Origin of the sequence: Celeribacter baekdonensis B30, assembly GCF_000299875.1 — a bacterium.
In the GTDB taxonomy this organism is placed as follows: Bacteria; Pseudomonadota; Alphaproteobacteria; order Rhodobacterales; family Rhodobacteraceae; genus Celeribacter; species Celeribacter baekdonensis_A.
The window spans coordinates 36,448-50,607 of sequence record NZ_AMRK01000003.1 but is presented as its reverse complement, the minus strand read 5'-3'; the positions used below and the strand labels follow the sequence as shown (position 1 = coordinate 50,607).

At 59.1% G+C, this 14,160-nt stretch carries 14 protein-coding genes and 1 tRNA gene; 10 read left to right on the top strand and 5 right to left on the bottom strand.

Translation table 11 applies throughout. The features are described from left to right. The first annotated feature begins 17 nt into the window (after positions 1–17). The 7 genes from B30_RS06100 to B30_RS06075 all read left to right on the top strand — a co-directional run bounded on the left by B30_RS06100 (position 18) and on the right by B30_RS06075 (position 5,751). A complete protein-coding gene (locus B30_RS06100; RefSeq protein WP_009571158.1) occupies positions 18–1,061 on the top strand; it encodes a cobalt-precorrin-5B (C(1))-methyltransferase in 1,044 nt (347 codons plus the stop codon). Continuing rightward, positions 1,058–1,795, top strand: coding sequence for a cobalt-precorrin-6A reductase (locus tag B30_RS06095; protein WP_009571157.1), 738 nt, complete (start codon positions 1,058–1,060; stop codon positions 1,793–1,795). The genes B30_RS06100 and B30_RS06095 overlap by 4 nt, the downstream gene beginning before the upstream one ends. After that, positions 1,782–2,414: a DNA-3-methyladenine glycosylase family protein gene (locus B30_RS06090; RefSeq protein WP_009571156.1), complete on the top strand. Its 633-nt coding sequence runs from the start codon at positions 1,782–1,784 to the stop codon at positions 2,412–2,414. Before B30_RS06095 ends, B30_RS06090 begins: the two co-directional genes overlap by 14 nt. A gap of 48 nt (positions 2,415–2,462) precedes the next feature. Beyond that, a complete protein-coding gene (locus B30_RS06085; RefSeq protein WP_085952021.1) occupies positions 2,463–3,119 on the top strand; it encodes an alpha/beta hydrolase in 657 nt (218 codons plus the stop codon). A 153-nt stretch (positions 3,120–3,272) separates the two neighbouring features. After that, positions 3,273–3,413: a hypothetical protein gene (locus tag B30_RS22320; RefSeq protein WP_193217640.1), complete on the top strand. Its 141-nt coding sequence runs from the start codon at positions 3,273–3,275 to the stop codon at positions 3,411–3,413. Further along, positions 3,391–4,977 (top strand): ATP-binding cassette domain-containing protein, encoded by a 1,587-nt coding sequence (locus tag B30_RS06080; RefSeq protein ID WP_420042214.1) that lies wholly within the window; start codon positions 3,391–3,393, stop codon positions 4,975–4,977. The genes B30_RS22320 and B30_RS06080 overlap by 23 nt, the downstream gene beginning before the upstream one ends. A 189-nt stretch (positions 4,978–5,166) precedes the next feature. After that, positions 5,167–5,751 (top strand): HNH endonuclease, encoded by a 585-nt coding sequence (locus B30_RS06075; RefSeq protein WP_009571153.1) that lies wholly within the window; start codon positions 5,167–5,169, stop codon positions 5,749–5,751. Positions 5,752–5,767: 16 nt separating this feature from the next. On the opposite strand, the gene B30_RS06070 is transcribed toward B30_RS06075, so the two are convergent. Then, entirely contained in the window at positions 5,768–6,724 is a 957-nt protein-coding gene (locus B30_RS06070; protein ID WP_040402017.1) for a radical SAM protein, read from the bottom strand. 276 nt (positions 6,725–7,000) lie between these two features. On the opposite strand from B30_RS06070, the gene zwf reads away from it, so the two are divergent. The 3 genes from zwf to pgi all read left to right on the top strand — a co-directional run bounded on the left by zwf (position 7,001) and on the right by pgi (position 10,897). After that, positions 7,001–8,455, top strand: a complete 1,455-nt coding sequence (gene zwf / locus B30_RS06065) for a glucose-6-phosphate dehydrogenase (RefSeq protein WP_009571151.1) — start codon at positions 7,001–7,003, stop codon at positions 8,453–8,455. Beyond that, a complete protein-coding gene (gene pgl / locus B30_RS06060; protein ID WP_009571150.1) occupies positions 8,452–9,123 on the top strand; it encodes a 6-phosphogluconolactonase in 672 nt (223 codons plus the stop codon). Before zwf ends, pgl begins: the two co-directional genes overlap by 4 nt. Before the next feature lie 148 nt (positions 9,124–9,271). Continuing rightward, a complete protein-coding gene (pgi, locus tag B30_RS06055; protein ID WP_009571149.1) occupies positions 9,272–10,897 on the top strand; it encodes a glucose-6-phosphate isomerase in 1,626 nt (541 codons plus the stop codon). Between the two features lie 79 nt (positions 10,898–10,976). On the opposite strand, the gene B30_RS06050 is transcribed toward pgi, so the two are convergent. From B30_RS06050 to B30_RS06035, 4 genes are all read right to left on the bottom strand, one after another. Further along, complete coding sequence (locus B30_RS06050; protein WP_009571148.1) at positions 10,977–11,270, bottom strand: SCP2 sterol-binding domain-containing protein; 294 nt, start codon at positions 11,268–11,270, stop codon at positions 10,977–10,979. 112 nt (positions 11,271–11,382) lie between these two features. Next, positions 11,383–11,456: transfer RNA gene (locus B30_RS06045), tRNA-Gly, on the bottom strand. An 80-nt stretch (positions 11,457–11,536) separates the two neighbouring features. Beyond that, a complete protein-coding gene (locus tag B30_RS06040) occupies positions 11,537–13,579 on the bottom strand; it encodes an ASKHA domain-containing protein (protein WP_009571147.1) in 2,043 nt (680 codons plus the stop codon). After that, a complete protein-coding gene (locus B30_RS06035; protein WP_009571146.1) occupies positions 13,576–14,145 on the bottom strand; it encodes a pseudouridine synthase in 570 nt (189 codons plus the stop codon). Before B30_RS06035 ends, B30_RS06040 begins: the two co-directional genes overlap by 4 nt. Positions 14,146–14,160 lie beyond the last annotated feature (15 nt).

Sequence of the window (14,160 nt, the reverse complement as noted above, 5' to 3'; positions counted from 1 at the left end):
GCTTTATAGTCGCGGCAATGACGGATGTGACCAAACCTTTGCGCCGTGGCTGGACCACGGGGGCCTGTGCGACGGCGGCGACGCGTGCGGCGTTGATGGCGCTATGGGGGGAGGGATTCCCTGAGAAACTGCGGATCACCTTGCCCAAAGGCGAGCGACCGGAGTTTGCGCTCTCCTACCGCGCTGAAGGGCCGGATTGGGCCGAAGCCGGTATCATCAAGGACGCGGGCGATGACCCGGATGTCACGCACGGCGCGGAAATTCGCGCGCGCGTGTCGGTGTCAGGTGGCGGCGTGGTGTTCAAAGCGGGCGAGGGCGTCGGCATGGTGACCAAACCCGGTCTGCCGATCCCGCCCGGTGAACCCGCAATCAACCCGGTGCCGCGCCAGATGATGACGGATCAGGTCACGGAGATGGCCGCGCGACTGGGCCAATCTCCCGATGTTGAAATCACGATTGCGATCCCCGGTGGGGCAGAAATTGCGCAAAAAACATGGAACCCGCGGCTTGGCATCAAAGGCGGTTTGTCGGTCTTGGGCACCACAGGCATTGTGCGGCCGTTTTCCTGCGCGGCTTGGATTGCCTCGATCCATCGCGGCATTGATGTGGCGCGCGCCGAAGGGTTGACCCATGTGGCGGGTTGCACGGGCGCGACGTCCGAGCGGGTGGTGCGGGGGTTGTATGATTTGCCCGAAGGCGCGATGTTGGACATGGGCGATTTCGCCGGTGGGATGTTGAAATATCTGGCCAAACACCCGGTACCGCGTGTCACCATTGGTGGCGGCATTGGCAAAATCGCCAAGCTGGCGCAGGGCGAGATGGATTTACATTCCAAACGCGCGCAGGTGGATTTCGCCTTTTGGGCCAAAGAGATGAATGACCCGGAACTTGCGCAATCGAACACGGCATTGGAAATGTATGAGCGTAAAGGGGCTGACTTTGCCGTTGCTGTGGCGCAAAAGGCCTTGGCGGCGGTTGAGGCGCGGTTCGGCGGGCGTGGAACCACGTTTGACATCGTGGTGATCGACCGCACAGGCGAGATCATAGGACGGGCAGAATGATCCTTTTATTGGCGGGCACAACCGAGGCGCGCATTCTTGCGGGCTATATGGCCGAGGCGGGGATCAAAACCGTGGCCTCTTTGGCCGGGGCCACGCGCACACCTCTGGCGATGGCGGTGGAGACGCGGGTCGGCGGCTTTGGCGGGGACGCCGGGTTTGAGGCCTATTTGGACGCCACGGGCATCACCGCCGTGATTGACGCGACCCATCCATTCGCCGCCCAAATCACCGCCCGCACCGCGCGGATTTGCGCCGGGCGCGGCCTGCCGTATTTGCGCTATGAACGCCCGGGCTGGCGCTCACGTCCGGGGGATGCCTGGCATGAGGTGGCGGATTACGCGGGTTTGTCGACGATCATCCCGGTCGGCGCGCGGGTGTTTTTGGCAACAGGCCGGCAAAGCCTGACCCAGATGGCGCATTTGGCGGATCGGCAATTGATTTGCCGGGTGATCGACCCGCCAGAGGCACCGTTTCCCTATCCCAATGGGGAGTATGTCATTGGGCGCCCGCCGTTTTCCGAAGGCAAGGAATTGGAGACATTGCGCGCACTCAAACCCGATTGGATGGTGGTGAAAAATGCAGGCGGCGCGTCTGGACGCGCGAAATTGGACGCCGCGCGTCAGCTTGGGATTTCGGTGGCGATGATTGCGCGCCCTGCGGTGCCTGCGGGGATCGAGCGGCGCGAACAGATGCTTGATGCGTTGGAATGGGCGGCGGCACATGGGCGCACATAGGATCATCACCTGCGAGGCGGATGTCACCGAAGGCGCGGCGTGGCTGGCCGAGTATGATCCGCGCTTTGCCCATGCCTTGCACCTGACCGGGCCTTTGCCGCTCCGGCGCAATAAAGACGGGTTTGAACAGCTTTTCGCCGCGATTGTCAGCCAACAAATCTCTGTCGCCGCCGCCAATGGCATCTGGGCGCGGCTCAAAACCGCAAAGCTGACCGGGCCGCGTAAGATCATGTGGGCCAGCGAGGACGAATTGCGCGCCTGTGGCTTGTCACGACAAAAGGTGCGTTATGCCAAGGCGCTGGCCGAGGCACGGATTGATTTTCGCGCGCTCCGGGAGGCGCCGACGGATCAGGTGATTGCCACGCTGGTCGATGTGCCGGGCATTGGCGTGTGGACCGCTGAAATTTACGCAATGTTCTCATTGGGCCATGCCGATGTTTTTGCGCCGGGCGATTTGGCGCTGCAAGAGGCGGCGAAGATTCTGTTCGATTTGCCGGAGCGGCCAAAAGAGCGGGTCATGCGGCAGATGGCCGAAGACTGGACCCCGTGGCGCGCGGTTGCAGCGCGGCTGCTTTGGGCCTACTACCGGGTGCTGAAACAGCGCGAAGGCGTGCGGTGAGACGTGATTTGAGACAGGGGATGTGACGTGACCAATCTGACCAACCATATGAAAGACAGCCTGTCGGGCCGGGTGAATTCCATTGTCGTGTTCGTGCATGGCTACGGCGCGGATGGCAAAGACCTTTTGGGGCTGGCGGACCCTTTGGGCGAACATATGCCCGATACGGTGTTTTTCTCGCCCGACGCACCCGAGCGTTGCACCGGAAATCCGATGGGATTTCAATGGTTTCCGATTCCTTGGATTGATGGATCGTCCGAAGAGGAATCGCGCGACGGCATGATGCGCGCGGTCGATGAATTGAATGATTATCTCGACAATATCATGGTCGATTACGGCATCGAGGCCGATCAATTGGCGCTCGTCGGCTTTTCTCAGGGCACGATGATGTCGCTGCATATCGCGCCGCGCCGCGAGGATGCGATGGCCTGTGTTGTCGGCTTCTCTGGCCGCCTTTTGGAGCCGGAAATGCTTGGTGATGAGATGCGGGTGAAAATGCCGGTTTTGTTGCTGCATGGCGATGAGGACGATGTGGTGCCGCCGCAAGCCTTGCCTGAGGCGGGGCAGGCGTTGCAGGACGCGGGCTTTGAAACCTACGCCCATATCATGCGCGGCACGGGGCATGGGATTTCGCCGGATGGCCTGTCCGTGGCCTTGGCGTTTTTGCGTGAAAAACTGGGCTATGACGTGCCGACCAAGGGATAATTGCGGGATAAATCCGGCATTTACTTGTTTTGTCGGCGGAAATTAGCGCTCTTTTCATCTTTTTGCTCAAAGCTGGACCTGCATATAGGTCCAGCCCCTTGACCCCGGGCCTTTGAGTGTTACATTTCTATCATTAGCTAGGAGGGCTGAAAAATGGACCTGATCATGACCACCGCAATCGCCTTTGGTGCAACTGCTGTCATGGTGGCCTATGCCCTCATCTCGAAGTCTCAGCATCCGACTGAGCAACGTCTCCCTATCCGCATCCGCGTTGAGGACCGTCGCAAGCGTTAAGGCGCCCGCGACCGCCCACCCGACTGTCCGGCAGAGATTTGATCTGACGCTTGGCCCCGGTGTGACCGGGCTTGTCGGGCGCAATGGATCAGGGAAATCCACGCTTTTAAATTTCATCGCGGGCCGCCTTGGCGCGCCCTTGGTGGTGGGCACTTGTATCTGTTCCCATCCTGTACGGCTGTTGGATCAACAGGCCGCGCTTTCGATGCGTTTGATGGATCTCTTCGGGGTCACGGACCCGCTTTTGGACCTGTGGTGCGCGTTGCGCGGCGAGGCGACCAAGGCGGCATTCGAAACGATAGATTGGACACTCGAAGAGCGGTTTTTGGCGCAGCTTGATCGGTTCGGCCTGTCCGATGTGGACCTCAACCGCAGGCTCGGTACGCTGTCCGGCGGTCAACAGCTGCGCGCCCGTTTGGCGGCGCTGTTTTTTGATGCGCCGGAAATTGTTCTTCTCGATGAGCCGACCAATGCGTTGGACCGCGACGGGCAGGCGATGGTGGCGCAGGCGCTGCGAGATCACAGTCGCATCCATGGCGGCATCGCGTGTGTCGCCAGCCATGATCGCCACCTGTTGGATCAGATGGATCGAATCGTGTCGCTGGACCCGGACGGCGGGGTGACGGTGTTTGGTGGCGGCTGGACGGCGTTTGCGGCGGCGCGGGATGCGGATTTGGCGCGATTGGAGCAGGCGTCCACGCGCATGCAACGGCAGGAAAAACAGACCGAGGCAAAACGGCGGGAGTCTGCCGCGCGCCAAGACCGCCGGGCCCGGCAAGGGCGAAAGCTCAGAGACGGGTCACAGTCGAAACTGCTTTTGGATATGGCAAAAGAGAGCGCGCAAAGCAGTGCCTCGGCACGGATCACGGCGGAGGCGCGCAAAAAGGCGGCTCTTGAGGCCGAGCGAACAGAGATTGCCCAAAAGATCGAGGTGCGAACTCCGGTGCATATGGATTTCCCCGCGGTTCATGTGCCGCCGTCAAAGCAGATGTTGCAGCTTGATGAGGCTGTTTTTACTGTTGGAGATCAAAATATTGGACCAATTAGTTTAAGTTTGGTCGGCCCCGCACGGTTGCGCCTTTCCGGGCCGAACGGGGTGGGGAAATCGACGCTTTTGCGCGCGATTTCCGGGGAGATTGCGCCGATCTCGGGGCAGGTGAATCGCTTGGTGCCCTGTGCGATGCTGGACCAAAATGGCGGATTTTCCCATGACGCGGGGTCATTGATCGCGGCGGCGGAGCAGGCCTTTCCATCGGTTGCCGGGGCGCAATTGCGCGCGTGTCTGGCCCGCGCCGGGTTTCGCGGCGATGCGGCCCATGCGCCGGTGCAAGAGTTGTCGGGCGGCGAAAAAATGCGGGCGCGGATCGCGCTTTTGGCCGCGAGCCCGGAGGTGCCGCCGCTTTTACTGCTTGATGAGCCGACAAATCACCTTGATCTCGCGGCTCTTGAAGCGCTTGAATTGGGGCTGTCACAATGGCGCGGTGCGATGATTGTGGTGACCCATGATGACGTATTTGCCCAAAAAATGGCGTTTACCGACGTGATTTCGGGGCCTTTTGCCTAATCTGTGGGCCAGAGAGGCGCGCGCTCCGTCACAGAGGCGTCACGAACACGCGATAAAACGCAATGGAGCGGACCACATATATACAGGGGCTTGTCAGGTTTAAGCCGCGATATATAGTGGAGACATATGAGGGACGGGGTGTCCCGTCCTTGAACCCAGATGGTCGCAAGGCGGGATTGGTGCGTGAGGATGGACGGAGATTTCAGAACACATTTTGTGCGCGAACCGAATGCGGTAAAGGCCCATTCGGCCTTGGTGCTCAACGCGGATTATCGGCCCTTGTCCTATTACCCGCTGTCGCTTTGGCCATGGCAAGAGGCGGTGAAGGCGGTGTTTTTGGACCGGGTGGATATTGTCGCCGAGTATGACGACTATGTGCATAGCCCGAGTTGCAGGATCAAAATCCCGTCGGTCGTCGTCCTCAAAGATTATGTCAAACCTCAAAAGCGCGTGGCCTTCACGCGCTTTAATTTGTTTTTGCGCGATGAATTTTGTTGCCAATATTGCGGCTCGCGCGGCGATTTGACCTTTGACCATGTGATCCCGCGCGCCCGTGGTGGGATCACATCCTGGGAAAACGTGGTGGCGGCCTGTTCGCCGTGCAACCTGAAGAAAGGGTCGAAATCCCTGCGTCAGGTGGGCATGAGCTTGCGCAAACCGCCGCGCCCGCCGGTGTCTGAGGAGCTGCGCAATATGGGGCGGAAATTCCCGCCGAACCATTTGCATGAAAGCTGGATTGACTATCTCTACTGGGACAGCGAATTGGACGCCTGAGACTTTGGCGGCGACATTAAGCCGAACAGGACGCCCCACCCAGAACACAGAATTTCGCACAATGCGGATGATTGAGCGCCACCTCGCCAGAGGCCTCGCGCAAGGTCGCGCCCAGTTCAAATTCCGCCGCGTAGGGCAAGAGCGTACAGGCCACGACCGAAGGTGCTGCACCCTTGCGTTTGATCACCATCCGGCTTGAGGCGCACATCACATCGCGCGGCGATTTGTTGAGAATGCCCCAACAGGCGGTGGTGATTTCGGGCACCTCGACAGACATGTCCATTTCTGGGAAAATCACTGTCTTTCCGGGGTTATACGCGTCGATCTTATAGTCGTTTTCCGCAAAGATCCGCGCAAATCCGGTCCGCGCGTCCTGATCCGTTTCATGCCAAAGCGAGCGCGCCGCCACGGCCAAAGTCAGCCCCGCATCCCGCGCCCAATCCATGCCCGCCAAGGTCTTTTGAAAACTGCCCGCGCCGCGCATCTCATCGTGGTTGGCCTCGGACCAATGATCGAGCGACACCCGCAGCGTCAGCTTGCCGGGAAACGCGTCATTGAGCGCCACAAGCCCGGTTTTGACATGCGGGCGCTGCATCGGCTGCATGGCATTGGTCAGGATCAACACCTCATAGCCCCGGACAAGCGCCGCCCGCGCCATCGCAATCATATCCGGGTTCATAAACGGCTCGCCACCGGTAAAGGCAATCTCGCGCAGGCCCCACTTCAAACCGTCGAGCTCGTTCAAATAGCTCTCAACCTCCGCAACCGTCAGATAGGCCAGCGCATCATTGGTCGGCGAGCTGTCGATATAGCAATTGACGCAGGTGATGTTGCACAATGTACCCGTATTGAACCACAGGGTTTGCGGATCAGTAAGGGCGACGGTGGCCCGCGCGTCGCCTTTGGCGGTTCGTTTTGGGTCTTGGAATTTGCCAAGATTGGTGGCGGGCTGGGGCGTGTCCAAGTCTTTCATTATGTCTTTCATCACGTCTTTCATAAAAGTCTCTGCGGGCTTTCTGGTAAGGGCTCTGTGTTTTGAGATCAGAGTTTGATCAGGCTAAAGCCTCGGTGCCGTTGTGAAAAGAGCGCACAATCGGATGCACAGGGATGTGAATTGCCGCTTTGGAAAAACTCAGGCTTGAGAGAGGGCAAAGCGGTGCTAGACTCTGAGGTGCCATCGCGGTAAATGATCCGCGTTAGCGCTAACGCCTCATAAGCCCCAATGCTGCGGGCCGAAAGGAACAGACATATGGCTTCTCGCGTCATTCCGGTCGAGGATTTCGACCTCGTGATTTTTGGTGGTACGGGTGATTTGGCCCGGCGAAAAATTCTACCGGGGTTGTATCGCCGGTTTTGTTCTGGCCAGATGCCGGAAACCGCGCGGATCATTGGCGCCGCACGGTCCGAGCATGACACCGCAGAGTTTCGCCAGATTGTGCGCGACGCGATCCGCGAGTTTTCCAAAAAGAACGAGTGTGATGACGCGTTGATCGGTACGTTTTTAGAGCGGCTGCATTACGTTCAGGTCGACGCCAAAGGTGAGGATGGCTGGGGTGATCTGCGCGACTTGATGCGCAAGGATGTGGTGAAAGCCTATTATTTCTCGGTCGCGCCCAGCCTGTTTGGCGATCTGGCCGAGCGGCTGCAAGCCCATGGCATTGCCGACGAAGACGCCCGTATCGTGGTTGAAAAACCGTTTGGGCGTGATCTGGCCAGTGCCAAAAAGCTGAACCAGGACCTCGCCAAACATTTCGACGAAACACAGATTTACCGCATCGACCACTACCTTGGCAAAGAGACGGTGCAAAACCTGATGGCGGTGCGGTTCGGCAACATCCTGTTCGAGCCGCTGTGGAATTCGCAATATGTCGATCACATCCAAATCACCGTGGCCGAAACCGTCGGCGTGGGCGGGCGCGGTGAATATTACGACAAATCGGGCGCGATGCGCGACATGGTGCAAAACCACCTGATGCAGTTGTTGTGCCTGATCGCGATGGAGCCGCCGTCGCGGTTTGACCCGGATGCGGTGCGCGACGAAAAGCTCAAAGTCATTCGCGCGCTGGAGCCGATTGATCACCATCACATTGTGCGTGGTCAATATGATGCCACCGAAACCGAACCGTCCTACCGCGAAGACGCCGGTGATCCGCGGTCGCGCACCGAAAGTTTCATCGCGCTGCGCTGTATGATTTCCAACTGGCGGTGGGCGGGCACGCCGTTCTATCTGCGCACCGGCAAAAAGCTAAAAGCCCGCGCGTCGGAAATTGCCGTGGTGTTCAAAGACGCGCCGCATTCGATCTTTGGCGAAGAGGCCGGGCGGCACGCCAATGTGCTGTCCATTCGGTTGCAGCCCAATGAGGGCATGACGTTGAAAGTGACCATCAAGGAGCCGGGTCCGGGCGGGATGCGCCTGATTGATGTGCCGCTGGATATGAGTTTTGCCGATGCCTTGGGCGAGGAGGCGGATGACATTCCAGATGCCTATGAACGGCTGATCATGGATGTCATTCGCGGCAACCAAACCCTGTTCATGCGCGGCGATGAGGTCCAAGCCGCCTGGGCCTGGACCGATCCTTTGATCGAAAGCTGGGAAGCGCGTTCTGACGTTCCGAAACTTTATGACGCCTATTCCTCTGGCCCCGAGGACGCGGCGATGATGCTTCACCGGGAAGGGCGGCGCTGGCGGGAGATTAAGGAATGAGTTTTATCGAATACCCCGACCGCGAGGTGATGCAGCTTGATCTGGCCAATAAGATTGCCGGAGAATTGCGCAGCGCTTTGGACCATCAGGACCGGGTGAGTTTTTGCGTTTCTGGCGGCTCCACGCCGGGGCCGGTGTTTGACACGCTCTCGGACGTGAGCTTGGACTGGGACCGGGTGGACGTGTTGCTCAATGACGAACGTTGGGTGCCTGAGAGCTCTGAGCGCTCCAACACCGCCATGCTCAAACGTCGCCTTTTGGTGAACAAAGCGGCACATGCACGCCTGATCCCGCTCTATGCCGATGTGCCCACGCCTGAGGACGGTTTGGCCGGGTTGATGCCCGCGATCGAGGCGATTTTGCCGATCAATGTGCTGCTCTTGGGCATGGGCGACGATATGCACACCGCAAGCCTGTTTCCCGGTGCGGATCAATTGGGCCTGGCGCTCTCGGATGAAGCGCCAACGCTTTTGGCCATGCGCGCGCCCGGTGCGGCCGAACCCCGGATCACCCTGTCGGCGAACGCGCTCAAAACCGCGATTTCGACCCACATTCTGATCACCGGCGAAGGCAAGCGCAAAGCCTATGAGGCCGCCCGCGATCTGCCCGCACAGGATGCCCCCGTGTCGGTGTTTTTGCCACAAGCGCATGTTCATTGGGCGCCTTGATCATTCCGGGGGCCTTGGGCGCAAAAGAGACGCCTGAACGCGCCGATTTCAAGACGCCTTTAGCAAGATTGAAACAAATCCAGTATAAGCGAGGTGACGCAAGGGTTTGACGATCCGGTCAAATCGGTGCCCGCCCAAAGGAGACCAAATGTCCGTTGATTTTGCAGCACTCAAAGCGCTCCATGCCACTGCGGGAGACCGTCACATCCTTGAGCTTTTTCAACAGGATGAGGACAGGGCTTCGCGGTTTTCGGCCATAGCGGATGGTCTTTTGTTTGATTATTCCAAAACCAATATGGATGACTCTGCGCTTGCGGCTTTGATGGCGCTTTTGGAGGTTGCAGGCGTCGCAGAGAAACGCGAAGCGATGTTCTCGGGTCAAAAGATCAACGACACCGAAGGCCGCGCCGTCTTGCACACAGCCTTGCGCAATCTCGATGGCGGCGAGGTCTTGGTTGACGGCAAGGATGTGATCGCGGGCGTGCGTCACACACTGGCGCGGATGGATGATTTTGCCGACCGGGTGCGGCGTGGGTCGATCTCCGCCTATTCCGGTGCGCCGTTTGAGGATGTGGTCAATATCGGCATCGGCGGCTCGGACCTGGGTCCGGTGATGGCCTATGAGGCGCTCAAACCCTATGAGGATGGCCCGCGCTGTCATTTCGTGTCCAATGTCGATGGCGCCCATATCAACGACGTGCTCAAGGGGTTGAACCCGCAAACCACGCTGGTGATTGTCGCCTCGAAAACCTTCACCACGATCGAAACCATGACCAATGCCAAAGCGGCGCGCGATTGGTTGGTCAAAGCGGTCGGCGAAGAGGGGATTTCCAAACATTTTGCCGCCCTTTCCACCGCCAAAGACAAAACGGCCGCCTTTGGTATCGACCCGGATCTGGTCTTTGGTTTTGAGGATTGGGTCGGCGGGCGCTATTCGGTCTGGGGGCCGATTGGCCTGTCCTTGATGTTGGCGATTGGACCGCAAAAATTTGCCGAATTCCTGCGCGGTGCGCAGGCGATGGACACGCATTTCCGCACGGCCGAGTGGCAAGACAACCTTCCGGTGCTTTTGGCGCTGGTCGGGATTTGGCACAATCAGGTCTGTGGTTACGCCACCCGTGCGGTTTTGCCCTATGAGCAGCGTTTGGTGCGGCTTCCGGCCTATTTGCAACAGCTTGAGATGGAATCAAACGGCAAAGGCGTGGCGATGGATGGCACGGATTTGCCATTCAACAGCGGACCGGTTGTCTGGGGCGAACCCGGCACCAACGGGCAACATGCGTTTTACCAATTGATCCACCAAGGCACGCGGGTTGTGCCCTGTGAATTTTTGGTCGGGCGTTTTGGTCATGAGAAAGGGCTGGAGCATATGCACGAGCTCTTGGTGTCCAACTGTCTGGCGCAATCTGAGGCCTTGTTGCGCGGGCGCTCGCTGGATGAGGCGCGCGCGATCATGGCCGCCAAAGGGTTTGAGGGCGCGGAATTGGAACGGCAAGCCCGCCATCGCGTTTTCCCTGGCAATCGTCCGTCGACCACGCTGGCCTATGAAAAACTCACACCGTTCGTTTTGGGGCAAATCGTGGCGCTTTATGAGCATCGGGTGTTTGTCGAGGGCGTGATCCTTGGCATCAACTCGTTTGATCAATGGGGGGTTGAGCTGGGTAAGGAGCTGGCGCTGGCGTTGCAGCCGGTTTTGGCGGGCGAGGCGGATGGTGCGGGCAAAGATGGTTCGACGCTACAATTGGTGCAATATTTGCAGACCAAAACGGCCTGAACCCTCTAAAAATAAATGCAAAAAGGCGCCTAATGTAGCGCCTTTTCTGTGTGTTATGTGGTTATTTTAATGTGATGCCTCAACCAAACATCGCACCAAATTTCATCGCGGTTTTCGCATCCCCTGCAATCTTCAGCTTGCCAAACAGCGCCGCTTTCATCGGATTCAATGTTCCGGCGAGGATTTTCTCAAAACTCTCCTGATCGGCCATGATCGCGCAATCGGCGCGTGCGTCAGAGACCTCGACCCCTTGGCCAAAAATCACCAAATTGCCCACGTCCTTGATCCGCAGCGAGACGGATTTTTCAAAATTTTCACTCTCAAGCCGCTGCAACAACGCGGCCTTGGCGGTTTCTAAAAATGGATGTGTCATGTGGCGTCTCCCCTTTAAATCAATCCCTAGCGTGGACAGAGGCGATCGCCCAGAGAGACGCTGCGTCGAAACGCGATGTCTCCTGCAAAATTCGGGGATCAAATGGGACGTTTGGAGCGGGTAACGAGAATCGAACTCGTAACTAAAGCTTGGGAAGCTGCCGTGATACCTTTTCACCATACCCGCGCGCCGTGTGGGCCTAGGTAGTCAAACCGCGCGCGGCGGTCAAGTGGATTTGCACCAAACCGCGCGCAAGTTTTATCCTTTTACCGCCGCCGGCGTCGTCCTGTGCCGCCGCTTGAGCCGCTGTTAAACGACGGCTCGGGCAGGGACACCACGGCGCGCAGCCCGGTGAACGGATCGGTGGCGTGGGGGATGGCATTGGCGGCGACGAAATGTTCCTGAAACCGTGGTTCAATCGCGGTTTCGATCTTGGTGATCTCATGCACCAAGGCCTCCACCTCGCGGCGTGAGGCCACGTTCAAAAGCGCGATCTGTGCGCCCGTGCCCGCCGCATTGCCCGCACTTGTGACATGCTCCAACGGGCAATCCGGGATCATGCCCAAAACCATCGCGTGTTTTGGCGAAATATGTGCGCCAAAGGCCCCGGCCAAAACCACACGCTCCACTTTGTCCGAGCCAAATTCATCCATCAACAGCCGCGCCCCGGCGTAAAGCGCGGATTTGGCCAATTGGATGGCGCGAATGTCACCTTGAGTGACCGAAATCACCGGGCCGCCGTCTTCTGATCCGTCATGGATCAAATAGCTGTGGGTGCGGCCTTCGGGGCGCGCGCGCGCGGTGCCCGTGGCCTCGGCCGATCCGATCAAACCATTGGCATCGACGATCCCGGTCATGCGCATTTCCGCCACCGCCTCGATGATCCCCGATCCGCAAATGCCAGACACGCCAGTGACCGCCGTTTGTGTGGTAAACTCGGGATCATCGGACCACAGGTCACAGCCAATCACCTTAAAGCGCGGTTCTTTTGTGGTGGGGTCAATCTCCAACCGCTCAATGGCGCCGGGCGCGGCGCGTTGGCCGGATGAAATCTGTGCCCCTTCAAAGGCCGGTCCCGTCGGAGAAGAGCAAGCTAAGACACGGGTTTTATTTCCTAAAATGATCTCAGCATTGGTGCCCACGTCGACAATCAACGTCAGCGGATCACGTTTTTGCGGCGCTTCCGAGAGCGCCACGGCTGCGGCATCCGCGCCGACATGGCCCGCGATCAAGGGCAGGATATAGACTTGGGCTGCGGGGGCGAAGCTCAATCCCAACTCAGCGGCAGACAGGTCCATCGCGGAATTTGTCGCCAGCGCAAAGGGCGATTGCCCCAAAGGAGTCGGGTCCAACCCCAAAAGCAGGTGGTGCATCACCGGGTTCATCACGAACACCGCTTCAAAAATATCCGTGACCTCAATCCCGGCCTCACGCGCCAACTCCTGCGCCAGCGTGTTCATCGCTTCGCGCACCGCGGCCGTCATGTCGGCCGCCCCCGTGTCATTCATCATCGCATAGGAAACCCGCGACATCAGGTCTTCGCCAAAGCGGATTTGCGGGTTCATCACCCCGCCCGAGGCCTTGACCTCACCGGTGGTCAGATCGGTCAAATGCGCGGCGATGGTGGTGGACCCGAGATCGACCGCCAGACCGTACAGCGATGGCTCCGTAAAGCCCGGCCAGACGCCGACCAGTTTGATCACACCCGTGCGCGCCGTGTTGAGCGCCACGGTGATCTTGTAACCCCCTTTGATCAGAGCGGCTTGCATCGCGATCAGCATCGGGATCGGCAAGGTCTGGGGCAGGGTGACGGGATCAACCTGCCATTGCTCAAACAGTGCCGTTTTCAACCGTTCCCAATCGCCCGTGGGCGCGTGCATATCGGCCTCTTCGACCTCGACATAGACGGCGCGGGTGGCCGGGTCCATTTCGATCACGCGTGTGGTTGCGGCCTTGCGCACCACCTGTTTGTGGACCTGACTTTCCGGCGGCACATCCAACACCACATCGCCTTGGATACAGGCCTGACAGCCCAAACGCCGCCCGGGTTTCAGCCCGCGCACCCGGTCATAGCGCTCTTCGACGGTGTTGACATCACTCAGCGCGCCCGGGTCGGCATGGATGCCATGTTTCGCGTGTTCGCCAAAGGACGGCTGTACCTGACATTTCGAACAAATCCCGCGCCCGCCACAGACCGAATCCAGATCGACACCCAATTGCCGCGCGGCTTGCAACACCGTGGTGCCCGGCGCCACATGGCCGCGTTTGCCCGAGGGGGTGAAAATCACCAGAGGATCTGAGTTGCTCATTTCGAACCTTTCAAAGGATCATCGTCACGCCAAGCGCCGCTTTCTAAACCGTCCAAGGCCCAAGGTCCGATGGAAAGGCGGATGAGCCGCAGGGTCGGAAAGCCGACATGGGCCGTCATCCGCCGGACTTGGCGATTGCGGCCCTCGGATATGGTCAGTTCGAGCCAGGAGTCTGGCACGGATTTGCGGTAGCGCACCGGCGGGGTGCGCAGCCAAAGCCAATCGGGTGCATCGACGCGGCGGGCGCGGGCAGGGCGGGTCATGCCATCTTTGAGCATCACACCTTGGCGCAGCTCTTTCAAAGCGGCCTCGTCCAGATTGCCCTCAACCTGCGCCAGATAGGTCTTTTCCATCTTGTGACGCGGGTTGGAAATCCGCGCCTGTAGTGCTCCGTCATCGGTCAATAGCAAAAGCCCCTCACTGTCGCGATCAAGCCGCCCAGCGGGGTAGACTTTGGGCACAGGAACAAAGTCCGAGAGGGTGCGACGGGTTGTCCCTTCGGTGCCTTTGTCGGTGAACTGCGAGAGCACATCGAAGGGCTTGTTCAGGCAAATCAGCCGGGCCATGCGCGTACTCCTGTC